We start from the raw sequence: 24,309 nt of genomic DNA on the forward strand, positions 1-24,309 counted from the left end.
TTTCACAACGGTAGCCTGCATCTTCGGACCCGCCAGGCCATCGCCCGACTTTACCTCACACGTGCAGCAATCAAGCTTATGGCCATTTTGAACATCCTCGAATTTCCGGACCCGCGTCTGCGCACTATCGCCAAACCTGTGGCTGTAGTGGACGACGAAGTGCGTCAGCTGGTCGATGACATGTTTGAAACAATGTATGAAGCGCCGGGCATCGGCCTTGCCGCGACCCAGGTCAACGTGCACAAACGTATCGTCGTGATGGACCTTTCCGAAGACCGCACAGAACCGCGGGTGTTCATCAACCCCGAGTTCGAATCGCTGACCGAAGAAATGGAGCAATACCAGGAAGGCTGCCTCTCGGTGCCGGGTTTCTACGAAAACGTCGACCGCCCGCAGAAGGTCAAGATCAAGGCTCTGGACCGCGACGGCAAGCCTTACGAACTGATCGCCGAAGGCCTGCTCGCGGTGTGCATCCAGCACGAATGCGACCACCTCAACGGCAAGTTGTTCGTCGATTACCTGTCCACGCTCAAACGCGACCGGATCAAGAAGAAACTGGAAAAGCAGCACCGCCAGAACGCTTGATGCCCCTCTCCAAAGGCTTGCTGCGGCAAGCCTTTTTCTTTTTATGAGACTCCCCCATGACTGAGCCACTGCGCATCGTTTTTGCCGGCACCCCGGAATTCGCCGCCGAACACCTCAAGGCCCTGCTGGACAGCCCTTACGAGATCGTTGCGGTCTACACCCAACCGGATCGCCCGGCCGGTCGTGGGCAAAAACTGATGCCGAGCCCGGTCAAACAGCTCGCCCTGGAAAACAATATCCAGGTGTTGCAGCCGCCGACCCTGCGCAACGCTGACGCTCAGGCCGAGCTCGCTGCGCTGAAACCGGATTTGATGGTGGTGGTGGCCTACGGCCTGATCCTGCCGCAAGCGGTGCTGGATATTCCGCGTCTGGGCTGCATCAACAGTCACGCCTCGCTGCTGCCACGCTGGCGCGGTGCGGCGCCGATCCAGCGCGCCGTGGAAGCGGGCGATGCCGAGAGCGGCGTGACCGTGATGCGCATGGAAGCCGGCCTCGATACCGGGCCGATGCTGCTCAAAGTCGTGACCCCGATCAGCGCCGAAGACACTGGCGGCAGCCTTCACGACCGCCTCGCCGAGATGGGCCCGCCAGCCGTCGTACAAGCGATTTCCGGTCTGGCCGCTGGCACCCTGAAAGGCGAAGTGCAGAACGACGAGCTCGCCACCTACGCGCACAAACTGAACAAGGACGAAGCGCGCATCGACTGGAGCCGCCCGGCCGTTGAGCTGGAGCGTCTGGTCCGCGCCTTCAATCCATGGCCGATCACCCACAGCACGCTCAACGGCGAAGCGCTGAAAGTGCTGGCGGCGACACTGGCCGAAGGCAAAGGCGCACCGGGCACGATTCTCGGCGCCAGCAAGGACGGTCTGCTCGTCGCCTGTGGCGAACAGGCGCTGTGTCTGACCCGCCTGCAATTGCCCGGCGGCAAGGCGCTGAACTTCAGCGATCTGTTCAACAGCCGTCGTGAGAAATTCGCCACCGGCACCGTGCTGGGTACAGCGGTGGATGCGCAATGAACCCGCGTCTGGCCGCCGCCAAGGCACTCGCTGCTGTCCTCAGCGGCAAGGCTTCGCTCAACAGCTCCCTGCCGACGCAACTGGACAAGGTCGAGGACCGCGATCGCGGTTTCACCCAGGACCTGGCGTTCGGCACCGCCCGTTGGCAGCCACGCTTGTCGGCGCTGGCGGAAAAACTGCTGCAGAAACCGTTCAAGGCAGCGGACGCCGATGTCGAGGCTTTGTTGCTGGTCGGTCTCTATCAACTGCTCTACACCCGCGTCCCGCCGCACGCCGCGATCGGCGAAACTGTCGGTTGCGCCGACAAGCTGAAAAAGCCGTGGGCCAAAGGCTTGCTCAACGCCGTGCTGCGCAATGCCCAGCGCGAACATGAGGCGATCTTCGCCGAACTGGAGCGCGATCCGGTGGTGCGCACCGCCCACCCGCGCTGGCTACAAAAATCCCTGAAGGCCTTCTGGCCTGAGCAATGGGAAGCGATTTGCGAGGCCAACAACGCGCATCCGCCGATGATCCTGCGGGTCAACCGCCGTCATCACAGCCGTGACGCCTACCTTGGTCTGCTGACTGAAGCGGGTATCGCTGCGCAGCCGTGCACCTTCAGCCGCGACGGCATCGTGCTGGAGGCCGCTGCCGACGTGCGCAGCTTGCCTGGCTTCGCCGAAGGCTGGATCAGCGTGCAGGACGAGGCCGCGCAGCTGGCCGCCGACCTGCTCGACCTCGCGCCGGGCCAGCGAGTGCTGGACGCCTGCTGTGCACCCGGCGGCAAGACGTGCCACATCCTCGAAGCCGAACCGGCACTGGCCGGTGTGGTGGCGGTGGATCTGGAAGCCAAGCGTCTGGTGCGAGTGAAGGAAAACCTCGAACGCCTCGGTCTGAACGCCGAACTGATCGCCGCTGACGGTCGCGACACCGCAGCGTGGTGGGACGGCAAACCGTTCCAGCGCATCTTGCTCGACGCACCATGCTCGGCCACCGGCGTGATCCGCCGTCACCCGGACATCAAGCTGACCCGACAGGCCGACGACATCGCCGCCCTCGCGCAACTGCAAGGCGAGTTGCTCGACGCGATGTGGAAAACCCTCGAAGTGGGCGGCACCCTGCTCTACGCCACCTGCTCGACCTTGCCGACCGAGAACACCGAAGTGATCGCCGCGTTCCTTGAGCGCACACCGGGTGCCCGGGAGCTGGATCTGGCCACCGCCGCCGGGATCAAGCAGCCCCATGGTCGCCAATTGCTGGCCCAGCAGGGCGGGCATGACGGGTTCTACTACGCCAAGCTGATCAAGATCGCTGCCGCGCGCGGCTAAACGGATTCAATGGAGTGACTGGATGAAAATCATCATCCTCGGTGCGGGACAGGTCGGCGGTTCGCTGGCTGAACATCTGGCCAGCGAGGCCAACGACATCACGGTGGTCGACACTGACGGCGACCGTCTGCGCGATCTTGGCGACCGCCTCGATATCCGTACCGTGCAGGGCCGTGGCTCGTTGCCGAACATTCTGCGTCAGGCCGGTGCCGACGACGCCGACATGCTGGTGGCGGTGACCAACAGCGACGAAACCAACATGGTCGCCTGTCAGGTGGCCCACACGCTGTTCCACACCCCGACCAAGATTGCCCGGGTACGCGAAGCGTCGTACCTGACCCGCGAGGAGCAACTGTTCCAGAACGAGGCGATTCCGGTCGACGTGCTGATCAGTCCCGAGCAGGTCGTCACCAACTACATCAAGCGTCTGATCCAGCATCCCGGCGCCTTGCAGGTGATCGATTTCGCCGAAGGCCAGGCACAACTCGTCGCGGTGCGCGCCTACTACGGCGGGCCGTTGGTGGGTCAGCAACTGCGCCAGTTGCGCGAACACATGCCAAATGTGGAAACCCGAGTCGCCGCGATTTTCCGCCGCGACCGACCGATTCTTCCCCAGGGCGATACCGTGATCGAGGCAGACGACGAAGTCTTCTTCATCGCCGCTCGTGAGAACATTCGCGCAGTCATGAGCGAAATGCGCCGTCTCGACGAAACCTACAAGCGCATCGTCATCGCCGGTGGCGGGCAGATCGGCGAGCGGCTGGCCGAGGCCATCGAAAGCCGCTACCAGGTGAAGATCATCGAGATGAACCCGGCGCGCTGCCGCTATCTCTCCGACACCCTCGACAGCACCGTTGTGCTGCAAGGCAGTGCTTCGGATCGCGACTTGCTGCTGGAAGAGAATATTGCCGACGCGGACATCTTCCTTGCCCTGACCAACGATGACGAAGCCAACATCATGTCGTCGCTGCTGGCCAAACGTCTGGGCGCGAAGAAGGTGATGACGATCATCAACAACCCGGCGTACGTCGACCTGATCCAGGGCGGCGACATCGACATCGCCATCAGCCCGCAACTGGCGACTATCGGCACCTTGCTGGCCCACGTGCGGCGTGGCGATATCGTCAGCGTGCACTCATTGCGTCGGGGCGCGGCGGAAGCCATCGAAGCGGTGGCCCATGGCGATTCGAAGTCGAGCAAGGTCATCGGCAAGGCCATCGAAAACATCGCGCTGCCGCCGGGGACCACCATCGGCGCGATCATTCGCGATGAAGAAGTGATCATCGCTCATGACGACACGGTGATCGCAGCGGGCGACCATGTGATCCTGTTCCTTGTGGATAAAAAGCATATTCGCGATGTGGAGAAGCTGTTCCATGTAGGACTGAGTTTCTTCTGACCGACCAAGAGGCGAGACCGATGATCGAATCCCTGGAAAAAATGCTCGCCAAGGGTGTGGATAACTCGCTGCTGCGCTTCGGCCTCGGCAAGGGTTATCTGGATCTGGGGGAGAACGCGAAGGCAGCCGAGCATTTCCAGCGTTGCGTCGGCTTCGATCCGAAATACTCGGCGGCGTGGAAATTGTTGGGCAAGGCGCAAGTGGCGCTGGGTGACATGGCGGCTGCGCGTCATGCGTGGGAGCAGGGGCTGGAAGCGGCCCGGGCCCATGGCGACAAGCAGGCCGAGAAGGAAATGACGGTGTTTCTGAAGAAGCTCGAACGGCAGAAGCCGTGACGGCTGTGGATAACCCGTTTGGTCAGGTTATCCACAAACGCACATTGCCGATCAGTACCAGCGCGCTTCGCCCGGCGGACGCTTCTTGAAGCGCTTCATGCTCCACATGTACTGGCTCGGATAAGCCGCCACATAACGCTCGACGACTTTACTCATCGCCGCGCAGGAGGTTTCAGTGTCGGTGCTGTACATCGCTTCCGGCGCCGCTTCGAGGATCACCTTATAGCCGGAACCGTCCGGCAACCGCAGGGCATGCAGGAACACCCCAACCGCTTTGCCACCGGCGAGCATGTTCGGTACGAACTTGCTGGTCAGGGCCTGAGTAGCGAAGAACGGCACGAAGATCCCGGCGGATTCGGCCGGTTCCGGGTCCGCGGGAATCCCCACCTGACCACCCTTGCGCACTTCCTTGATGACACTGAGGATGCCTTCCTTGGTCGACGCAGCGACCTTGTTGCCCAGTTGCACGCGTTGTTTGCGCAGCAATTCGTCCACAGCCTTGAGCTTCGGCGGCCGGTAGAAAATGATCGGTTTGCACTGGCTGCAATAGAAGTGGTTGAGCACCTCCCAGTTGCCCAGGTGGCTGGTGATGCCGACCACGCCCTTGCCCGAGGCCAGCGCTTCTTTCAGCACTTCGAGCCCTTCGACTTCGCGCACCAGGTCGATGGAACGCTGGGCCGGCCAGATCCAGGCGCAGGCGCTTTCGGTCAGGGACTTGCCGATGTCTTTCAGGGTCTGGCCGACCAGACGCTCGCGTTCGGCCGGGTCCATCTGTGGAAAACATTTGGCGAGGTTGATCCGCACCACATCGCGGGAACGGTTGGGGGTTTTCCACATGATCCAGCCGATCGCCGAACCCACGGCCTGCACGGCCCGCCACGGAAGCAGGGCAAACAGCCGCAGAGCGCCAACCAGCATGGCGCCTTTAAACTTTTCCACAGGTCACTCCTGATCTTGTGCTGTGCGCGAGGCGGCCATTCTAACCGGCGTTGACGAGCTGCGCGTAGCGGTCGCAGTCCTGGGTGTGATCCATGACCATGCCCGAGGCCTGCATCAGCGCGTAGCAGATGGTCGGACCGACAAAGGTGAAACCGGCCTTTTTCAGGCCTTTGCTCATGGCCACGGCCTGCGGGGTGATCGCCGGGACTTCGCTGCGATCCTTGAAATGATTGATCACCGGGCGGTTATCCACAAACGACCAGAGGAAGGCCACCGGATCCTCCAGCGCCAGCCAGGCCTGGGCGTTGCGCCGCGCGGCGTTGAGCTTGAGGCGGTTGCGGATGATCCCCGGATCGAGCATCAATTCGTCGATTTCCGCGTCGCTCATCTGCGCCACGCGCTGTACGTCGAAGCCGAACAACACCTCGCGATACCGCTCGCGTTTACGCAGTACGGTGATCCACGAAAGCCCGGCCTGGAACCCTTCGAGCAAAAGCAACTCGAACAAACCCTGCGCATCGCGTAGCGGCGTGCCCCACTCCTGATCGTGGTAAGCCATGTACAGCGGATCTTCGTTGCACCAAAAGCAGCGTGGCATAAGGCTCCAGGGGTGGAGGTGCGACTGAATCGGGTATACTCCCGCTCTTTAAATCGCAGCCCAAGAAACAGGTGAATTTCGTGAGCCAGCCTACGCCAGCCGTGCGTACCTTCCAAGACTTGATCCTCGCGCTCCAGCAATACTGGGCCGAGCAAGGTTGTGTGGTACTTCAGCCCTACGATATGGAAGTAGGCGCCGGCACTTTCCACACCGCGACATTCCTGCGCGCCATCGGCCCGGAAACCTGGAACGCCGCCTACGTGCAGCCAAGCCGCCGTCCGACTGACGGCCGTTACGGCGAAAACCCGAACCGTCTGCAGCACTACTACCAGTTCCAGGTAGTCCTGAAGCCGAACCCGGACAACTTTCAGGAGCTGTACCTGGGCTCCCTCAAGCATGTCGGCCTGGACCCGCTGGTCCACGACATCCGCTTCGTCGAAGACAACTGGGAATCGCCGACCCTCGGCGCCTGGGGTCTGGGCTGGGAAGTCTGGCTGAACGGTATGGAAGTGACCCAGTTCACTTACTTCCAGCAGGCGGGCGGCATCGAGTGCTACCCGGTGACCGGCGAGATCACCTACGGTCTGGAGCGTCTGGCCATGTACCTGCAGGGCGTGGACTCGGTCTACGACCTGGTCTGGGCTGACGGTCCGTTCGGCAAAGTGACCTACGGCGACGTGTTCCACCAGAACGAAGTGGAGCAGTCCACCTACAACTTCGAACACGCCAACGTCGACAAGCTGTTCGAACTGTTCGATTTCTATGAAAGCGAAGCCAAGCGCCTGATCGAACTCGACCAGCCGCTGCCGTTGCCAAGCTACGAAATGGTTCTGAAGGCCTCGCACACCTTCAACCTGCTGGATGCGCGCCGGGCGATCTCGGTGACTGCGCGTCAGCAATACATTCTGCGCGTTCGCACCCTGGCGCGTTCCGTCGCCCAAGCCTACCTGCTGGCCCGCGCCAAGCTGGGCTTCCCGATGGCAACCCCGGACCTGCGTGACGAAGTACTGGCCAAGCTGGAGGCTGCACAATGAGTGCTCAAGATTTTCTGGTTGAACTGGGCACCGAAGAACTGCCACCCAAAGCCCTGAACACCCTGGCCGAAGCGTTCCTGGCCGGTATCGACAAGGGCCTGCAAGCTGCCGGCCTGAATTACGAGACCAAAACCGTCTACGCCGCGCCGCGCCGTCTGGCTGTGCTGATCACCGCGCTGGCCACCCAGCAGCCGGATCGCAGCATCAACCTCGACGGCCCGCCGCGTCAGGCCGCTTTCGATGCCGAAGGCAACCCGACTCAAGCGGCACTGGGCTTTGCCAAGAAGTGCGGCGTCGATCTGAGTGAAATCGACCAGAGCGGTCCTAAACTGCGCTACAGCCAGAACATCGCCGGCAAGCCGACCGCCAGCCTGCTGCCGACCATCGTCGAAGACTCGCTGAACGATCTGCCGATCCCGAAACGCATGCGTTGGGGTGCGCGCAAGGAAGAGTTCGTGCGTCCGACCCAGTGGCTGGTGATGCTGCTCGGCGACCAGGTCATCGACTGCACGATCCTTGCCCAAAAGGCTGGTCGTGAATCCCGTGGCCACCGTTTCCACCACCCGGAAAGCGTGCGCATCGGTTCGCCGTCGAGCTATCTGGCAGACCTGCGTGCCGCCTACGTGCTGGCCGACGCCAACGAGCGTCGCGAAATCATCAGCAAGCGCACCGAAGAGCTGGCGACCCGTCAGGAAGGCACCGCGATCGTGCCACCGGCGCTGCTCGACGAAGTGACTGCGCTGGTCGAGTGGCCGGTGCCGCTGGTGTGCTCGTTCGAGGAACGTTTCCTGGACGTGCCGCAGGAAGCGCTGATCACCACCATGCAGGACAACCAGAAGTACTTCTGCCTGCTGGATGCCGATGGCAAGTTGCTGCCGCGTTTCATCACCGTGGCCAACATCGAATCCAAAGACCCGCAGCAGATCATCGCCGGTAACGAGAAAGTGGTTCGCCCACGTCTGACCGACGCCGAGTTCTTCTTCAAGCAGGACAAGAAGCAGAAGCTCGAAGCGTTCAACGATCGCCTGCAGAACGTGGTGTTCCAGGAAAAACTCGGCAGCGTCTACGACAAGGCCGAGCGCGTATCGAAACTGGCCGCGTACATCGCCGCTCGCATCGGTGGCAACGCTTCGTGGGCTGCCCGTGCAGGGTTGCTGTCGAAGTGCGACCTGGCCACCGAAATGGTCGGCGAGTTCCCGGAGATGCAAGGTGTCGCCGGTTACTACTACGCCCTCAATGACGGCGAGCCGGAAGACGTCGCCCTGGCGCTGAACGAGCAGTACATGCCGCGCGGTGCCGGCGCTGAACTGCCAGCCACCCTGACCGGTGCGGCCGTGGCCATCGCCGACAAGCTCGACACCCTGGTCGGCATCTTCGGCATCGGCATGTTGCCGACCGGCAGCAAAGACCCGTATGCCCTGCGCCGTGCGGCACTGGGCGTGCTGCGGATCCTGATCGAGAAACAACTGGATCTGGACCTGAACGACGCCGTGGCGTTCGCCGTGAATGCGTTTGGTGCCAAGGTCAAGGCTGCCGGCCTGAACGACGCGGTGCTGGAGTTCATCTTCGATCGTCTGCGTGCGCGTTACGAAGACGAAGGCGTGGATGTTGCCACTTACCTGTCGGTACGTGCCCTGAAGCCGGGTTCGGCGCTGGACTTCGACCAGCGTGTGCAAGCGGTGCAGGCCTTCCGCAAACTGCCGGAAGCGGCAGCGCTGGCGGCGGTGAACAAGCGTGTTTCGAACCTGCTGAGTAAAGTCGAAGGCTCGGTGCCGACCGACGTTCAGGCCAAGTACTTCGACAACGCCAACGAGTTCTCACTGTACTCGGCGATCCAGCAGGCGGACCAGGCTGTACAGCCAATGGCCGCGGCGCGTCAGTACAACGAATCGCTGGCACGTCTGGCCGCCCTGCGCGAGCCGGTCGACGCGTTCTTCGACGCGGTGATGGTCAATGCCGAAGACGCCAATGTACGGGCCAACCGTTACGCGCTGCTGGCGCGTCTGCGTGGCCTGTTCCTGGGCGTTGCCGACATTTCGCTGCTGGGTTGAGGGATTGCTGTTGAAACTGCTGATTCTCGATCGGGACGGAGTGATCAATTACGACTCCGACGCTTACATCAAGTCGGTGGAGGAGTGGATTCCGCTGCCCGGCTCGATCGAAGCGATTGCGCAGTTGAGCAAGGCCGGCTGGACGGTGGCGGTCGCCACCAACCAGTCGGGCATTGCTCGCGGCTACTACGACCTCGCCACCCTCGATGCCATGCACGCGCGTCTGCGCGAACTGGTGGCGGAGCAGGGCGGTGAAGTCGGGTTGATCGTGTACTGCCCGCATGGGCCGGACGAGGGTTGCGACTGCCGCAAGCCGAAACCGGGGATGTTGAAAACCATCGCGCAGCATTACGACGTCGCGCTGACGAATGTCTGGTTCGTCGGCGACAGCCTTGGTGACCTGGAGGCCGCCAAAGCCGTCGATTCACAGCCCGTTTTGGTAAAGACCGGGAAAGGCGAAAAGACTCAGGCCAAGACCTTGCCGGTGGGCACCCTGATTTTTGACGATCTCGCGGCGATTGCCGCAGAACTTATCCACAACTAGAGTGCTTCTGAAGTTCCTGACCAGGGATTGATCGGGAGTGCGCTTGAACAGTCGGGCATCGCCCGTAACGGTAAACGTCGCCATGTCGATACTGCAGGCCATCAGAATCTTCCTCTTTTACCTGCTGCTGGGCACCACCGCTCTGCTGTGGTGCAGCCTGAGCTTTTTTATCGCGCCCTTTCTGCCGTTCAAGGCGCGCTATCGTTTCATCAACGTGTACTGGTGCCGCTGCGCCTTGTGGTTGACCAAGGTGTTTCTCGGTATCCGTTACGAAGTCAAAGGCGCGGAAAACGTCCCTGACCGGCCCTGCGTGATTCAATCGAACCACCAGAGCACGTGGGAGACGTTTTTTCTCTCCGCTTATTTCTCGCCCTTGAGCCAGGTGCTCAAGCGCGAACTGCTGTACGTGCCGTTCTTCGGCTGGGCGATGGCCATGCTGCGGCCGATCGCGATTGACCGCGACAACCCGAAAGCCGCCCTCAAGCAAGTGGCTGCGAAGGGTGACGAGCTGCTCAAGGATAATGTCTGGGTGCTGATCTTCCCTGAAGGCACTCGCGTTCCCCACGGCACCATCGGCAAGTTCTCCCGCAGTGGCAGCGCGTTGGCGGTGAATGCGGCGCTTCCGGTGCTGCCGATTGCGCACAATGCCGGCAAGTTCTGGCCGAAAATCGGTTGGGGTAAAAAGCAGGGTGTGATTACCGTGGTCATCGGTGAGCCGATGTACGCCGAGGGCAGCGGCCCGCGCGCCATCGCCGATCTGAATGACCGGGTGCAGGCGTGGAACGAGAAAACGCAACGAGAAATGGGCTCGCTGCCTCCGGCCCCTGAGGCACCGGCTGCGAACGATCAGATCGCTGTCTGAGATTTGTGGATAACCTGTGTACGGTTTGTTCGAAAAGTCCCGAATTATCTGATTAAGTTACTGATTTACTTATATATTTCCGAATCTGATAAAACACCGTAAAAGGTGCATAAGTTTTTTTCGGAAGTAAGGAAACCGGCTGATATAGCCGGTTTTTTTATGCCTGCTCTTCGGCGATCAGCGGCAGCTCCAGGCGGAACGTCGTGCCTTGATCGACCACGCTCAGGCACTCGATCCGACCGCCATGGTGATCGACCACGGCTTTGACCATCGACAACCCCAGGCCCACGCCGTCGATGCCCTGTGCAGAAGAAAAGCGCCGGTACTGGCTGAACAGGTCGGGAAGCTCCTCTGCAGCGATGCCTTTGCCTTGATCGGTCAGTTCACAACGCAGCCAGTCGTCGTGGCAACTGACACGCAGATCGACGGTTGATCCGGCCGGGCTGTACTTGATTGCATTTTCCAGCAGGTTGAACAGTGCGCGGGTCAGCAAGCCCTGATCGGCCAGGATCAGGCGCTCGTGTGATTGTTCGTCCATGTCGCTCAAAAGCTCAATGCGTTTTTGCTGGGCGATGGGCAAGGCCTGATCCAGCACGTCCATGACCAGCATCCCGAACAGGCTCGGTTGAAACTGATACGTCTCGGATTCGGCCCGTGCCAGCAGAACGAAGCCGTCGGTGAGCTCCAGCGCCCGGCGTACCTGGCGCTCAATCTGTTCGAACAGCGGCGAATCCGTTCCCGTCTGATGCCGGTGTACCTCGAGCAGGGCAAGAATCGCCGAATGAGGGGCACGCAGGTCATGGGAAAGGAAGCGCAGCAACACACCGCGCTGTTCCTCGGCGGCGCGTTCGGCGCTCAGGTCAGTGAGGCTCAGGAGCCAGCCGATCGGCAAGTCGCCATCGACCGGCAATAAAGCGGCGCGCTCCAGACGCAGGCTACGCTCCTTGTGGTCACGAAATTCCAGCAGAGGAAGCTCGGATAGCGGCGGACGCGACTCTGTGGACAACTCCGGATAGCCCAGGCTCGCGAGTTGATCGAGCACATCCTCGCCCACCAGATTGTGATCGAACAGGTTCCGGGCCTTGCGGTTGCCCAACAAGACTTGTCCCCGTGGATCGCTGATCAGCGTTGCGACCGGCAGATACTCCAGCCCGTCGGCAATGAATCGGCGGGTATCGCGGGTGCGGCTCATGGCTTGCTCAAGCGCCATGATCTGCCCCTGCAAGCGGTCGGCGCTGGGAAACTGCGCCCGACGCCGTTCGGGAAAGACTTTCGGTTCACTGTCCAGCCGCGCCAGCTCCCAGCCGAAATAGGTCAGCACCACACTCAGGCGTCGCCAGTTCCAGATCAGATAACCGAACAACATGCCCAGCACCGCAGGCGTGGGTGACCACCAACGCCTCATCTCCGCCAGCCCCGCACTGGTCAGCAGCACGCAGGCCATCCCGCCCAATGTCAGCCAGAGTGCCAGACGCGGGCGCCACAGCAGCAACCCAAGTACGCACGCGACCAAGGCAACTGAAAGTCCCGCGCCCATCAACGGCGCCGGATCATGCAAATTGATCTGCGCACGCCAGGAAAGCAGTGCAGTCAGCGGCAACAGCACTAGACTTATCCACACCCACTCGCGCACCAGTTGCCGGAACAAACGCTGAACCTGGCTGGGGACGCGGCTTTCGTGTCGGCGGTGGTTATTCATGGGAAACAGGGCAGGGTGGGTTGAATGGTTTCATAGGCGGCCGGTCTGAGGACGTAGACCCGAAGAATCATAGCGGCTCACCCCACGGCGTGCCGCTTACTTTCACTGCATGGAGTGAGCCGATCCGGTCGGCACCCATTGCCCGAGCGACAAGGAACCACCGCGTATGCGCGTTGCGATACTGGACGATGAACCCGCCGAACTGCGCCGGGTCGAGCAGACCCTGCAACAAATGGCCGAGGCCGGAGGACAGCCCTGGTCACTGCACAGCTTCGAAAGTGGTGAAGACCTGCTGCGACAGTTGCGCCGGGAAACCTTCGACCTGCTGATCCTCGATTGGCAATTGCCTGACCTCACCGGCCTCGCGCTGCTGCGCTGGACCCGCGAACACATGGAAGCCCCCCCGGCGGCCATCATGCTCACCAGCCGCGACGGTGAAAGCGATATCGTCCAGGCCCTGAATGCCGGGGCCGACGATTACGTCAGCAAACCGTTTCGGCCCAATGAACTGAAGGCCCGCGTGGCGGCGGTATTGCGTCGGCACAGCCTGCAACGAAGCGCCCCGGCCGAGGTTCTGCGTTTCAATGACCTGGTGTTCGACGATGCCGAACTGACCGTCACCCGCGACGGGAAACCGATCGTCATGACTGAACGTGAGTATCGTCTCGCCCATTGTCTGTTCAGCAATCTTGGCCGACCGCTTTCACGGGATTACCTGTACGAACGATTCTGGCCCCACGAAGAGATGTCCACATCGCGACCGCTGGACACCCATATCTATCGCCTGCGCAACAAGCTCGGGCTGACGGCGGATCGGGGTTGGCAGTTGCTGACGATTTATGGGTATGGGTATCGGTTGGAGAGTGTGGCGGCAGGGGAGTGAATCGCAGGCAATAAAAAAGGCCAACGCTTGTGCGTTGGCCTTTTCGTTAGCGCCGACCGGGATCAGAAATCCAGGTTGGAAACCGCCAGAGCGTTGCTCTCGATGAAGTCACGGCGAGGTTCGACCGCATCACCCATCAGGGTGTTGAAGATCTGGTCTGCGCCAATGGCGTCTTCGATAGTGACTTTCAGCATGCGGCGCACGCTTGGGTCCATGGTGGTTTCCCACAGCTGATCCGGGTTCATTTCGCCCAGACCTTTGTATCGCTGAATGGTGTGGCGCTTGGTACTTTCGGCCATCAGCCAGTCCAGGGCTTCCTTGAACTCGGTGACCGCTTTCTTGCGCTCGCCACGCTGGATGTACGCGCCTTCGTCGAGCAGGGTGCTCAGTTGAGCGCCGAGGGTGACGACGGTCTTGTAGTCGTTGCTGCCGAAGAAGTCACGGTTGAAGGTGACGTAGTTCGACAGGCCGTGGGAGATCAGTTCGACCTCTGGCAGCCACACGCCACGTTCACGGTCTTCACGCAGGCTGGCCTTGTAGACCAGGCCCGACTTCTCGACGGTGCGCAGACGGACTTCGTACTGGGCCAGCCAGTCTTGCATCTTGGCGTGGTCGCCGAGCATTTCCAGGCTCACGGCCGGCAGGTAGATGAAGTGCTCGGTCAGCTCCTGCGGGTACAGGCGCGACAGACGCTTGAGGGTCTTCATCACCATGCGGAAGTCGTTCACCAGTCGTTCCAGCGCTTCGCCGGAAATGCCCGGGGCGTCTTCGTTCAGGTGCAGGCTCGCATCTTCCAGGGCCGACTGCGTCATGTACTCTTCCATGGCGTCGTCGTCTTTGATGTATTGCTCTTGCTTGCCTTTCTTGACTTTGTACAGCGGCGGCTGGGCGATGTAGATGTAACCGCGCTCGATCAGTTCAGGCAACTGACGGAAGAAGAAGGTCAGCAGCAGGGTACGGATGTGCGAACCGTCGACGTCAGCATCGGTCATGATGATGATGTTGTGATAGCGCAGCTTGTCGATGTTGTACTCTTCGCGACCGATGCCGCAGCCCAGCGCGGTGATCAGGGTGCCCACTTCCTGGGACGAGATCATCTTGTCGAAACGGGCTTTCTCGACGTTGAGGATCTTGCCCTTCAGCGGCAGGATGGCCTGGGTCTTGCGGTTACGTCCCTGCTTGGCAGAGCCGCCCGCGGAGTCACCTTCCACGAGGTACAGTTCGGACAGCGCCGGGTCTTTCTCCTGGCAGTCAGCGAGTTTGCCCGGCAGACCGGCGATGTCCAGCGCGCCTTTGCGGCGGGTCATTTCACGAGCCTTGCGCGCCGCTTCACGGGCACGGGCGGCGTCGATCATCTTGCCGACGACCAGTTTGGCTTCGTTCGGGTTTTCCAGCAGGAAGTCGGAGAAGTACTTGCCCATTTCCTGTTCGACCGCGGTCTTCACTTCGGAAGACACCAGCTTGTCTTTGGTCTGGGAGCTGAACTTCGGATCCGGCACCTTCACCGAGATGATCGCGGTCAGGCCTTCACGGGCATCGTCACCGGTGGTGGCGACTTTGTGCTTCTTCGCCAGACCTTCCTGCTCGATATAGTTGTTCAGGTTACGCGTCAGTGCGGAACGGAAGCCCACCAGGTGGGTGCCGCCGTCGCGCTGCGGAATGTTGTTGGTGAAGCACAACAGGTTCTCGTTGAAACTGTCGTTCCACTGCAGGGCGATTTCCACGCCGATGCCGTCTTCACGCTGGATGTTGAAGTGGAACACCTGGTTGACCGCAGTCTTGTTGGTGTTCAGGTATTCAACGAACGCACGCAGGCCGCCTTCGTACTTGAACAGCTCTTCCTTTCCGCTGCGCTCATCCTTGAGGACGATGCCGACACCGGAGTTGAGGAAGGACAGTTCACGAATGCGCTTGGCCAGGATGTCCCAGCTGAAGTGAATGTTCTTGAAGGTTTCGCTGGAAGCCTTGAAGTGAATCTGGGTACCGGTGGTTTCGCTGTCGCCAACGATCGCCATCGGTGCCTGAGGCACGCCGTGAACGTAGGTCTGTTCCCAGATCTTGCCGCTGCGGCGAACGGTCAGTACCAGCTCTTCGGACAGCGCGTTCACAACCGAAACACCTACACCGTGCAGACCGCCGGATACCTTGTAGGAGTTGTCGTCGAACTTACCGCCAGCGTGGAGGACGGTCATGATGACCTCGGCGGCGGAAACGCCTTCCTCTTTGTGCACGTCTACCGGGATGCCACGGCCGTTGTCTTTAACGGTGATGGACTCATCCGGGTGGATGATGATGCTGATGTCGTCGCAGTGGCCGGCGAGGGCTTCGTCGATCGAGTTGTCGACCACCTCGAACACCATGTGGTGCAGACCGCTGCCATCGTCGGTGTCACCAATGTACATACCGGGACGTTTGCGCACGGCATCCAGGCCTTTCAGCACTTTAATGCTCGATGAGTCGTACGTATTTTCTTCGCTCAATGCCTTCACTCCCGATGGTCGTGGGTCTGGGTGATACGGCCCTGTTCCACGTGGAACAGAGCGACTGGCGTTTCCGTCTGCCAGCTTTCCCTCAATAATTCGTGATCTACACAGGTGATAAAAACCTGGCAGCGTAAGTCTTCCAGCAAGCGGCACAGCGCGCGACGGTGGCTCTCGTCCAGTTCGGACGGCAAGTCATCCACCAGATAAATACACTGGCCGCGTCGGGCCTGGCTCACCAGATGCCCCTGGGCAATCCGCAATGCACAGACGACCAACTTCTGCTGACCCCGGGACAAGATGTCCGCGGCATTGTGTGCGCCCAATCTAAGACGCAAGTCAGCCCGTTGTGGCCCGGCCTGGGTATGACCCATTTGCTGATCCCGTTGCACGGATCCGGCAAGTACGGCGCTCAATTCCCGGTCCTTGTCCCAGCCTCGGTAATAGCTGAGCGTCAAACCTTCGAGCTCAACCAGTTCGCTCAAGGTTTGTTCAAAGACCGGTTTCAAGGCTTTGATGTAAGCGCGGCGGTATTCATCGATTTCAGCGCTGGCCTGGCACAGTTCCCTGTCCCAAACCGCTTGCGAAACGGCGTCAAGTGTACCATGCCGCAGCCAGGAGTTTCTCTGGCGCAAGGCCTTCTGCAAACGCTGCCAGGTGGACATGAACCGCGGCTCGACGTGGAACACACCCCAGTCGAGGAACTGCCGGCGAATCTTCGGCGCGCCTTCCAGCAGGCGAAAGCTGTCGGGGTTGATCAACTGCAGCGGCAGGATTTCCGCCAGTTGTGCAGCGCTACGAGCATTCTGACCATCGATGCGAATCTGGAACTCGCCCTGACGGTCGCGGGATATCCCCAATGCGCTGTGGCCACCCTCGGCGAGTTCGACCTGACCGAATACGGTGCAAGCGAGTTGCTCATATTGGATGACCGGCAACAGTCGCGTGCTACGAAACGAACGGGCAAGCCCCAGCAGATGAATGGCTTCCAGAACACTGGTTTTGCCGCTGCCGTTGGCGCCGTAAAGAATGTTGATTCGGGGGGAGGGGGAGAAGGTCACCGGGTGCAGATTGCGCACCGCGGTGACCGAGACGCGACTTAAAGACATCCAGAGTCAGCTGATTACAGACGCATCGGCATGACAACGTAAGCCGAATCGTCATTGTCGGACTCTTGCACCAGCGCACTGCTGTTGGAGTCGGACAGGATCAGACGAACCTGCTCGGTGGTCATCACGCCCAGCACGTCCAGCAGATAGCTGACGTTGAAGCCGATTTCCAGGGAGCCGCCGTTGTATTCCACGCCTACTTCTTCTTCCGCTTCTTCCTGCTCCGGGTTGTTGGCCTGGATCTTCAATTGACCGCTGGCCAGTTGCAGACGGATACCGCGGTACTTCTCGTTGGACAGAATCGCGGTACGGCTGAACGCTTCACGCAGCGCCTGACGATCGCCCAGTACCAGCTTGTCGCCACCTTTTGGCAGAACGCGCTCGTAGTCCGGGAACTTGCCGTCGACCAGTTTCGAGGTGAAGGTGAATTCGCCGGTGGTCGCACGGATGTGGTGCTGGCCCAAGACGATGCTGACGTTACCGTCCGGCTCGGTGAGCAGACGCGCCAGTTCGAGAATGCCTTTACGCGGCACGATCACTTGGTGGCGTTCCTGCTGACCGATATCGGCCTGCATCGAGCACATGGCCAGACGGTGGCCGTCGGTGGCGACAGCACGGATCACACCGGTCGAGACTTCCAGCAACATACCGTTGAGGTAGTAACGCACGTCCTGCTGGGCCATCGCGAAACTGGTGCGTTCGATCAGGCGACGCAGCTTGCTCTGTTCCAGGCTGGTGGTCAGCGAACCCGGGCCTTCTTCCACAGTCGGGAAATCGTTGGCCGGCAGGGTCGACAGGGTGAAACGGCTACGGCCGGCTTTCACCACCAGCTTCTGCTCGTCGACCTTGATATCGATCAGCGCATCGTTCGGCAGGCTCTTGCAGATGTCCATCAGCTTGCGCGCAGGCACGGTGATGGAACCTGTTTCAGCCGGCTCCTCGAGTTGCACGCGACCGACCAGCTCGACTTCCAGGTCGGTACCGGTCAGCGACAGTTGCTGGCCATCGACAACCAGCAGCACGTTGGACAGTACCGGCAAGGTCTGTCGGCGCTCGACGACGCCTGCGACCAGTTGCAGGGGTTTCAACAGGGCTTCGCGTTGAATGGTGAAATGCATGGTCTAGTCCCTTGCCTTAATAAGCTGCGCTGGTGTTCATCAAGTGGTCAGTGTACGCAGCAGGTTCTTGTAGTCCTCGCGGATGTCCGCGTCGGATTCCTTAAGTTCGTTGATCTTGCGGCAGGCGTGCAACACGGTTGTGTGATCCCGGCCGCCAAACACATCGCCGATTTCCGGCAGGCTGTGGTTGGTCAGTTCCTTGGACAATGCCATGGCCACCTGACGCGGACGAGCGACCGAACGCGAACGGCGTTTGGACAGCAGGTCGGAGATCTTGATCTTGTAGTACTCGGCGACGGTGCGCTGAATGTTATCCACAGAGACCAGTTTGTCCTGCAACGCCAACAGATCTTTCAGGGATTCGCGAATCAACTCGATGGTGATGTCGCGGCCCATGAAGTGCGAGTGGGCGATCACGCGTTTCAGCGCGCCTTCCAGCTCACGGACGTTGGAGCGAATGCGCTGGGCAATGAAGAACGCCGCATCGTGTGGCAACTCGACTTTGGCCTGGTCGGCCTTCTTCATCAAGATGGCGACGCGGGTTTCCAGTTCCGGCGGCTCGACGGCAACCGTCAGGCCCCAGCCAAAGCGGGATTTGAGGCGCTCTTCAAGGCCTTCGATTTCTTTCGGGTAGCGGTCACTGGTGAGAATGACCTGCTGACCACCTTCAAGCAGGGCGTTGAAGGTGTGGAAAAACTCTTCCTGGGAACGTTCCTTGCGGGCGAAGAACTGAATGTCGTCAATCAGCAGGGCGTCCACCGAACGGTAGAAACGCTTGAACTCGTTGATCGCGTTCAGTTGCAGTGCCTTGACCATGTCGGCAACGAAACGCTCGGAATGCAGGTACACGACCTTGGCATTCGGGTTCTTCTTTAAGAGATGGTTACCCACCGCGTGCATCAAGTGCGTCTTACCAAGACCTACGCCGCCATAAAGGAAGAGCGGGTTGTAGCCGTGCTTCGGGTTGTCTGCCACCTGCCAGGCCGCCGCACGGGCGAGCTGGTTGGATTTACCTTCGACAAAGTTTTCAAAGGTAAAGGTGCGGTTCAGGTAGCTGGTGTGCTTGAGCGCGCCTTCGACCTGCACGGTGCGCTGTTCTGCGCGAACCGGGGCCTGTTGCGAAGCGGCACCAGCCATCGGATCGAAGCTGTCGCGGGACGGCTCTTCACTGATCTCTTCTGTTTTCTGCGTTGTGCGCTTGGTCGGCGCAGGCGTCGGAGCTGGTGCTGGCGCACTGGCCGGCGCGGCATTGGCCTGAGCCTGGGACACTTGCGCAGCAGCCAACGGTGCGTTCGGTGCGGCACGAGGAGCCGAACTGCGCTTGCTGCCTATTAATAAGGAGAGCGACGGTGCGAGACCGTTGCCATGCTCATCCAGCAGTTCAAGGACGCGCCCCAGGTACTTTTCGTTGACCCAGTCCAGAACAAAACGGTTCGGTGCGTAGACGCGCAACTCGTCGCCTTCGGCTTCGACCTGTAGTGGACGGATCCAGGTGTTGAATTGTTGGGCAGGCAGCTCTTCGCGCAAAAGCTCCACGCACTGCTGCCAAAGTTCCACTGACACGGATATCCCCTAAGTTGAAAGCCGGTGAGGCAAAAACAAGCGGCCATTGTAGCGGCCAGTCGTCCACTTATCCACATGCAGGTTGCCCGGTGGACATGATTTATCAATGCGTTAAACGCGAAAAAGGCGACCGACGGTGTGTGCATAAGCTCTGTGGATAACCCTATCTGAGCACACTGGACAACTGGGGGCGAAAGTCGGTGGATAACCAGCCTGTGGATAACCACCTATTCCACACACAGGTTATCCGACAGCGCAGCACAGGCTGAACACGGTTTTCCACTGTAGTTGTCATTCTCTGTACATCGCTTGAAACAAGGCCTTGAGCCAGTTATCCACAGATAACGGTGTACCTAGCTTTTACAAGCTTTACAGAAAAGCTTTAAATAATTCCCTTCTTTATTTTTATCTTTGGCAAACCGGGTAAACAGGTCCTGGCGGCTCCGAAGATCTATTTATAAGGAAACGTTGGTTGGAAATTGACCTATTGGCTTGCTTTCTCTAGAATCCCCGGTCTCTTAAAACGGGGGCCATTCCGGCCCGTTGTGGACGAACCAGGTAACACGACATGAAACGTACTTTCCAACCAAGCACTATCAAACGCGCTCGTACCCACGGTTTCCGTGCTCGCATGGCTACCAAGAACGGTCGTGCCGTACTGTCGCGTCGTCGCGCCAAAGGCCGCGCACGTCTGGCAGTTTGATAATCCGGCACTGGAGGTGAGTCAGGACTTCAGTCGGGAAAAGCGTCTGCTTACTCCCCGGCATTTCAAGGCAGTCTTTGACTCCCCTACCGGCAAGGTTCCGGGGAAAAATCTCCTGCTCCTTGCGCGCAACAACGATCTCGATCACCCCCGTCTCGGGCTGGTTATCGGGAAAAAGAGCGTCAAGCTCTCCGTCGAGCGCAATCGCCTCAAACGTCTTATGCGCGAATCGTTTCGCCTGCACCAGGATTCACTGGTCGGCTGGGACATCGTTATCGTCGCGCGCAAAGGTTTGGGTGACGTAGAAAACCCCGAATTGATTCAGCATTTCGGCAAACTCTGGAAACGTCTGGCACGCAACAAGCCGGTACCAGCAGTCAAAACCGAAACTGTAGGGGTAGACAGTCCAGATGCGTAAACTGGCGCTCGTTCCGATCCAGTTTTATCGCTACGCCATTAGTCCCCTGATGGCCAGTCACTGTCGTTTCTACCCCAGTTGTTCTTGCTACGCGTATGAAGCCATCGAAAATCATGGCCTTCTGCGCGGTGGCTGGCTGACCTTTCGTCGTTTAGGTCGCTGTCATCCGTGGAATCCCGGTGGTTATGACCCGGTTCCACCTATCCCTACCTCCCGTTCTTCTTCGATGGCCGAGTAATCATGGATATCAAACGCACGATCCTGATCGTCGCCCTGGCAATCGTGTCCTACGTCATGGTCCTTAAATGGAACCAGGACTATGGCCAGGCTGCCCTGCCGACTCAGAATGTTGCTTCCAGTACGACTACATCCGGTTTGCCGGACACCGCCACTGGCAATAATGCTGCTGCCAGTGACGATATTCCGCGCGCCGCAAGCGATACCAGCGCACCTGCCGAAACGCCGGTCGCCGTCAGCAAGGATCTGATCCAGATCAAAACCGATGTGCTCGATCTCGCGATCGATCCACAAGGTGGCGATGTTGCCCAGCTGACCTTGCCGCTGTATCCACGTCGTCAGGATCGTCCGGACGTTCCGTTCCAGCTGTTCGACAACGGTGGCGAACGTACCTATCTGGCACAGAGCGGTCTGATTGGCACCAACGGTCCGGATGCAAACCCGGCCGGTCGTCCGGTCTACTCCTCGGAGAAGAAGACTTATCAACTGGCTGACGGTCAGAACCAACTGGTCGTCGACCTGAAGTTCAGCAAGGACGGCGTCAATTACATCAAGCGTTTCACCTTGAAACGTGGCCTGTATGACGTGACCGTGACCTATCTGATCGACAACCAGAGCGCTCAGCCTTGGTCCGGTTCGATGTTTGCTCAGCTGAAACGCGATGCAAGCGCTGATCCTTCGTCGACCACTGCTACCGGTACCGCGACTTACCTGGGCGCCGCCCTGTGGACAAGTTCCGAGCCGTACAAGAAAGTGTCCATGAAGGACATGGACAAAGCTCAGCTCAAGGAAACTGTCACCGGTGGTTGGGTAGCCTGGCTGCAACACTACTTCGTGACTGCATGGGTTGCTCCGAAGGGCGAAAACAACATCGTCCAGACCCGTAAAGACAGCAAAGGCAACTACATCATCGGTTACACCGGTCCTTCGCTGACCGCTGCACCGGGTGCGAAAGTCGAAACCAGCGCTGTTCTGTACGCCGGTCCGAAAAGCCAGGCTGTGCTGAAAGAGTTGTCCCCAGGTCTGGAACTGACTGTCGACTACGGCATTCTGTGGTTCATTGCCCAGCCAATCTTCTGGCTGCTGCAACATATCCACAGCATCGTCGGCAACTGGGGCTGGTCGATCATCTTCCTGACCATGCTGATCAAAGGGATCTTCTTCCCTCTGTCGGCCGCCAGCTACAAGTCGATGGCCCGCATGCGCGCCGTGGCTCCGAAACTGGCTGCACTGAAAGAGCAACATGGCGATGACCGGCAGAAAATGTCGCAAGCCATGATGGAGCTGTACAAGAAAGAGAAGATCAATCCGCTGGGCGGCTGCTTGCCGATCCTGGTGCAGATGCCGGTTTTCCTTTCCCTGTACTGGGTTCTGCTGGAAAGCGTGGAAATGCGCCAGGCGCCGTTCATGCTGTGGATTACCGACCTGTCGATCAAGGATCCGTTCTTCATCCTGCCGATCATCATGGGTGCGACCATGTTCATCCAGCAGCGTCTGAACCCTACACCTCCGGATCCGATGCAGGCCAAGGTGATGAAAATGATGCCAATCATCTTCACCTTCTTCTTCCTGTGGTTCCCGGCGGGTCTGGTGCTGTACTGGGTTGTGAACAACTGCCTGTCGATTGCCCAACAGTGGTACATCACGCGTAAGATCGAAGCGGCGACGAAAAAAGCCGAGGCGTAACTTACTCTGTGGATAACACCACTCAAAACGCCCCCTAGTGGGGCGTTTTGCTATCTGCCATTTTTGTCTGGATACCGGTTTATGAGCGCACCTCGTGAAACCATCGCAGCCGTCGCTACCGCCCAGGGCCGTGGCGGCGTGGGCATCGTTCGAATTTCCGGGCCGCTGGCCAGCGTTGCGGCCAAAGCCATCAGCGGCCGCGAGCTGAAACCACGGTTTGCCCACTACGGCCCGTTCTTCAGTGACGATCAACAGGTGCTGGATGAAGGTCTGGCGCTGTATTTCCCCGGGCCGAACTCGTTCACCGGCGAAGACGTATTGGAACTGCAGGGCCACGGTGGCCCGATCGTCCTCGACATGTTGCTAAAGCGTTGTCTGGAACTGGGCTGCCGTCTGGCTCGTCCCGGTGAGTTCAGCGAAAGAGCGTTCCTCAACGACAAACTGGATCTGGCGCAGGCCGAGGCCATCGCCGATCTGATCGAAGCCAGTTCTGCACAGGCCGCGCGCAATGCCTTGCGCTCCTTGCAAGGGGCCTTCTCCCAACGTGTGCATAACCTCACCGAACAGCTGATCGGCCTGCGGATCTATGTCGAAGCGGCGATCGACTTCCCGGAAGAAGAAATCGACTTCCTCGCCGACGGCCATGTGCTGAGCATGCTCGACAAGGTTCGTAACGAGTTATCCACCGTATTGCGCGAAGCCGGGCAGGGTGCGTTACTGCGTGACGGCATGACCGTGGTGATTGCCGGTCGTCCGAATGCCGGCAAATCCAGCCTGCTGAACGCACTGGCCGGTCGTGAAGCCGCGATCGTGACCGAAATCGCCGGCACCACTCGGGATATCCTGCGTGAACATATCCACATCGACGGCATGCCGCTGCATGTTGTGGACACCGCCGGTCTGCGTGATACCGATGACCATGTGGAAAAGATCGGCGTTGAACGAGCGTTGAAAGCCATAGGCGAAGCTGACCGAGTGCTGCTGGTCGTCGATGCCACTGCGCCAGAGGCCGCCGATCCGTTCGCCTTGTGGCCGGAATTCCTTGAAACCCGGCCAGATCCGGCGAAGGTCACTCTGATTCGTAACAAGGCTGATCTCACCGGTGAACCCATTGCCCTGGAAGTCAGTGACGATGGCCACGTGACGATCAGCCTGAGCGCCAAGTCTGCCGGTGAAGGTCTGGACCTGCTACGTGATCACCTCAAAGCCTGCATGGGCTACGAACAAACATCGGAAAGCAGCTTCAGCGCACGCCGCCGGCACCTCGAAGCCCTGCGTCATGCCAGTGATGCCCTGGCACATGGACGTGCCCAACTGACCTTGGCGGGTGCTGGTGAGCTGTTGGCCGAAGACCTGCGTCAGGCCCAGCAGTCTCTCGGGGAAATCACCGGCGCCTTCAGCTCCGATGATCTGCTGGGACGGATCTTTTCCAGCTTCTGCATCGGTAAATAAACCTCCCGTTGTCCACAGACAGGTCCGTTCGCGACCTGTCTGTCCTCCTTCCTCGTTTTTCCTTCCTCCAGTGCCGGACAGATTTCTGTTCCTGAGCGGATTTCCCGTGTCCGCGATTCCTTCATTCGTCCGATTTCTGTGGATTAAGCCCTGTGAATAACTGCCGCTGAGGGCAGTTGATAACAGGGCCTGAAAACTGAACATAACTGCCACTGTGGATAACCACCTCATTCATCCACAGGCTTACACCGGTTATCCAAGGGCCTCATGGCGACATGGCCACAGGGTTTT

General features: G+C 59.7%; 22 protein-coding genes. 15 read left to right on the plus strand and 7 right to left on the minus strand.

What is annotated here, in order from left to right; genetic code table 11:
* The first annotated feature begins 78 nt into the window (after positions 1-78).
* Genes def through AC07XZ_RS24755 form a run of 5 tightly spaced genes read left to right on the plus strand, consistent with a single transcriptional unit; the run spans position 79 to position 4,642 of the window.
* Positions 79-585, plus strand: coding sequence for a peptide deformylase (gene def, locus AC07XZ_RS24735; RefSeq protein ID WP_064116564.1), 507 nt, complete (start codon positions 79-81; stop codon positions 583-585).
* Positions 586-641: 56 nt separating this feature from the next.
* Entirely contained in the window at positions 642-1,601 is a 960-nt protein-coding gene (gene fmt, locus AC07XZ_RS24740) for a methionyl-tRNA formyltransferase (protein ID WP_102687902.1), read from the plus strand.
* Positions 1,598-2,908 carry a 16S rRNA (cytosine(967)-C(5))-methyltransferase RsmB gene (rsmB, locus tag AC07XZ_RS24745; protein WP_102687903.1) on the plus strand — a complete coding sequence of 437 codons (1,311 nt, stop codon included), beginning with the start codon at positions 1,598-1,600 and terminating at the stop codon, positions 2,906-2,908. The genes fmt and rsmB overlap by 4 nt, the downstream gene beginning before the upstream one ends.
* A 22-nt stretch (positions 2,909-2,930) precedes the next feature.
* Positions 2,931-4,307 carry a Trk system potassium transporter TrkA gene (gene trkA / locus AC07XZ_RS24750; RefSeq protein ID WP_007954108.1) on the plus strand — a complete coding sequence of 459 codons (1,377 nt, stop codon included), beginning with the start codon at positions 2,931-2,933 and terminating at the stop codon, positions 4,305-4,307.
* A 20-nt stretch (positions 4,308-4,327) separates the two neighbouring features.
* Entirely contained in the window at positions 4,328-4,642 is a 315-nt protein-coding gene (locus AC07XZ_RS24755; protein ID WP_085748013.1) for a tetratricopeptide repeat protein, read from the plus strand.
* A gap of 51 nt (positions 4,643-4,693) precedes the next feature.
* Here AC07XZ_RS24755 and AC07XZ_RS24760 read toward each other — a convergent pair whose 3' ends face one another.
* A complete protein-coding gene (locus tag AC07XZ_RS24760; RefSeq protein WP_085748012.1) occupies positions 4,694-5,581 on the minus strand; it encodes a lysophospholipid acyltransferase in 888 nt (295 codons plus the stop codon).
* 40 nt (positions 5,582-5,621) lie between these two features.
* Positions 5,622-6,179, minus strand: a complete 558-nt coding sequence (tag, locus tag AC07XZ_RS24765) for a DNA-3-methyladenine glycosylase I (RefSeq protein ID WP_007954111.1) — start codon at positions 6,177-6,179, stop codon at positions 5,622-5,624.
* A gap of 80 nt (positions 6,180-6,259) precedes the next feature.
* Between tag and glyQ the strand changes: the two genes are divergently transcribed.
* The 4 genes from glyQ (at position 6,260) to AC07XZ_RS24785 (ending at position 10,670) form a co-directional block, all read left to right on the plus strand.
* Complete coding sequence (gene glyQ / locus AC07XZ_RS24770) at positions 6,260-7,213, plus strand: glycine--tRNA ligase subunit alpha (RefSeq protein ID WP_003187265.1); 954 nt, start codon at positions 6,260-6,262, stop codon at positions 7,211-7,213.
* A complete protein-coding gene (gene glyS / locus AC07XZ_RS24775) occupies positions 7,210-9,264 on the plus strand; it encodes a glycine--tRNA ligase subunit beta (protein ID WP_102687904.1) in 2,055 nt (684 codons plus the stop codon). The genes glyQ and glyS overlap by 4 nt, the downstream gene beginning before the upstream one ends.
* A 4-nt stretch (positions 9,265-9,268) precedes the next feature.
* Positions 9,269-9,808: a D-glycero-beta-D-manno-heptose 1,7-bisphosphate 7-phosphatase gene (gmhB, locus tag AC07XZ_RS24780; protein WP_165369524.1), complete on the plus strand. Its 540-nt coding sequence runs from the start codon at positions 9,269-9,271 to the stop codon at positions 9,806-9,808.
* An 82-nt stretch (positions 9,809-9,890) separates the two neighbouring features.
* A complete protein-coding gene (locus tag AC07XZ_RS24785; protein ID WP_102687905.1) occupies positions 9,891-10,670 on the plus strand; it encodes a lysophospholipid acyltransferase family protein in 780 nt (259 codons plus the stop codon).
* 157 nt (positions 10,671-10,827) lie between these two features.
* On the opposite strand, the gene AC07XZ_RS24790 is transcribed toward AC07XZ_RS24785, so the two are convergent.
* Positions 10,828-12,369 carry a sensor histidine kinase gene (locus AC07XZ_RS24790; protein ID WP_102687906.1) on the minus strand — a complete coding sequence of 514 codons (1,542 nt, stop codon included), beginning with the start codon at positions 12,367-12,369 and terminating at the stop codon, positions 10,828-10,830.
* Between the two features lie 166 nt (positions 12,370-12,535).
* On the opposite strand from AC07XZ_RS24790, the gene AC07XZ_RS24795 reads away from it, so the two are divergent.
* Complete coding sequence (locus tag AC07XZ_RS24795) at positions 12,536-13,252, plus strand: response regulator transcription factor (protein WP_064592400.1); 717 nt, start codon at positions 12,536-12,538, stop codon at positions 13,250-13,252.
* 62 nt (positions 13,253-13,314) lie between these two features.
* On the opposite strand, the gene gyrB is transcribed toward AC07XZ_RS24795, so the two are convergent.
* From gyrB to dnaA, 4 genes are read right to left on the minus strand one after another with little or no spacing between them, the layout of a single operon-like run.
* Positions 13,315-15,732: a DNA topoisomerase (ATP-hydrolyzing) subunit B gene (gene gyrB, locus AC07XZ_RS24800; RefSeq protein WP_011331734.1), complete on the minus strand. Its 2,418-nt coding sequence runs from the start codon at positions 15,730-15,732 to the stop codon at positions 13,315-13,317.
* A 5-nt stretch (positions 15,733-15,737) separates the two neighbouring features.
* On the minus strand, positions 15,738-16,841 hold the full coding sequence (recF, locus tag AC07XZ_RS24805; protein ID WP_102687907.1) for a DNA replication/repair protein RecF: 1,104 nt from the start codon (positions 16,839-16,841) through the stop codon (positions 15,738-15,740).
* A gap of 14 nt (positions 16,842-16,855) precedes the next feature.
* Entirely contained in the window at positions 16,856-17,959 is a 1,104-nt protein-coding gene (gene dnaN / locus AC07XZ_RS24810; RefSeq protein WP_007954131.1) for a DNA polymerase III subunit beta, read from the minus strand.
* 39 nt (positions 17,960-17,998) lie between these two features.
* The gene (gene dnaA, locus AC07XZ_RS24815; protein WP_011331732.1) at positions 17,999-19,522 is read right to left on the minus strand and encodes a chromosomal replication initiator protein DnaA; all 1,524 of its coding nucleotides are present in this window, start codon (positions 19,520-19,522) and stop codon (positions 17,999-18,001) included.
* 568 nt (positions 19,523-20,090) lie between these two features.
* Between dnaA and rpmH the strand changes: the two genes are divergently transcribed.
* The 5 genes from rpmH (at position 20,091) to mnmE (ending at position 24,018) form a co-directional block, all read left to right on the plus strand.
* A complete protein-coding gene (rpmH, locus tag AC07XZ_RS24820) occupies positions 20,091-20,225 on the plus strand; it encodes a 50S ribosomal protein L34 (protein ID WP_003213577.1) in 135 nt (44 codons plus the stop codon).
* Positions 20,226-20,241: 16 nt separating this feature from the next.
* Positions 20,242-20,643 carry a ribonuclease P protein component gene (gene rnpA / locus AC07XZ_RS24825; protein ID WP_011336726.1) on the plus strand — a complete coding sequence of 134 codons (402 nt, stop codon included), beginning with the start codon at positions 20,242-20,244 and terminating at the stop codon, positions 20,641-20,643.
* Entirely contained in the window at positions 20,636-20,881 is a 246-nt protein-coding gene (gene yidD, locus AC07XZ_RS24830) for a membrane protein insertion efficiency factor YidD (RefSeq protein WP_010465488.1), read from the plus strand. Before rnpA ends, yidD begins: the two co-directional genes overlap by 8 nt.
* A gap of 2 nt (positions 20,882-20,883) precedes the next feature.
* Positions 20,884-22,566, plus strand: a complete 1,683-nt coding sequence (gene yidC / locus AC07XZ_RS24835; RefSeq protein ID WP_102687908.1) for a membrane protein insertase YidC — start codon at positions 20,884-20,886, stop codon at positions 22,564-22,566.
* Between the two features lie 81 nt (positions 22,567-22,647).
* Positions 22,648-24,018: a tRNA uridine-5-carboxymethylaminomethyl(34) synthesis GTPase MnmE gene (gene mnmE, locus AC07XZ_RS24840; RefSeq protein WP_102687909.1), complete on the plus strand. Its 1,371-nt coding sequence runs from the start codon at positions 22,648-22,650 to the stop codon at positions 24,016-24,018.
* The last annotated feature ends 291 nt before the right edge of the window (positions 24,019-24,309 follow it).

The sequence above is a fragment of the Pseudomonas sp. GW458-11-26-14-LB4 genome, from assembly GCF_059423925.1.

What these genes read in the sequence shown, in the direction of transcription:
- AC07XZ_RS24755 (WP_085748013.1), top strand. Translation starts at nt 4,328, where the DNA reads ATGATCGAATCCCTGGAAAAAATGCTCGCCAAGGGTGTGGATAACTCG.
- def (WP_064116564.1), top strand. Translation starts at nt 79, where the DNA reads ATGGCCATTTTGAACATCCTCGAATTTCCGGACCCGCGTCTGCGCACT.
- yidC (WP_102687908.1), top strand. Translation starts at nt 20,884, where the DNA reads ATGGATATCAAACGCACGATCCTGATCGTCGCCCTGGCAATCGTGTCC.
- rpmH (WP_003213577.1), top strand. Translation starts at nt 20,091, where the DNA reads ATGAAACGTACTTTCCAACCAAGCACTATCAAACGCGCTCGTACCCAC.
- AC07XZ_RS24785 (WP_102687905.1), top strand. Translation starts at nt 9,891, where the DNA reads ATGTCGATACTGCAGGCCATCAGAATCTTCCTCTTTTACCTGCTGCTG.
- glyS (WP_102687904.1), top strand. Translation starts at nt 7,210, where the DNA reads ATGAGTGCTCAAGATTTTCTGGTTGAACTGGGCACCGAAGAACTGCCA.
- fmt (WP_102687902.1), top strand. Translation starts at nt 642, where the DNA reads ATGACTGAGCCACTGCGCATCGTTTTTGCCGGCACCCCGGAATTCGCC.
- dnaN (WP_007954131.1), bottom strand. Translation starts at nt 17,959, where the DNA reads ATGCATTTCACCATTCAACGCGAAGCCCTGTTGAAACCCCTGCAACTG.
- recF (WP_102687907.1), bottom strand. Translation starts at nt 16,841, where the DNA reads ATGTCTTTAAGTCGCGTCTCGGTCACCGCGGTGCGCAATCTGCACCCG.
- tag (WP_007954111.1), bottom strand. Translation starts at nt 6,179, where the DNA reads ATGCCACGCTGCTTTTGGTGCAACGAAGATCCGCTGTACATGGCTTAC.
- AC07XZ_RS24795 (WP_064592400.1), top strand. Translation starts at nt 12,536, where the DNA reads ATGCGCGTTGCGATACTGGACGATGAACCCGCCGAACTGCGCCGGGTC.
- AC07XZ_RS24790 (WP_102687906.1), bottom strand. Translation starts at nt 12,369, where the DNA reads ATGAATAACCACCGCCGACACGAAAGCCGCGTCCCCAGCCAGGTTCAG.
- rsmB (WP_102687903.1), top strand. Translation starts at nt 1,598, where the DNA reads ATGAACCCGCGTCTGGCCGCCGCCAAGGCACTCGCTGCTGTCCTCAGC.
- trkA (WP_007954108.1), top strand. Translation starts at nt 2,931, where the DNA reads ATGAAAATCATCATCCTCGGTGCGGGACAGGTCGGCGGTTCGCTGGCT.
- mnmE (WP_102687909.1), top strand. Translation starts at nt 22,648, where the DNA reads ATGAGCGCACCTCGTGAAACCATCGCAGCCGTCGCTACCGCCCAGGGC.
- yidD (WP_010465488.1), top strand. Translation starts at nt 20,636, where the DNA reads ATGCGTAAACTGGCGCTCGTTCCGATCCAGTTTTATCGCTACGCCATT.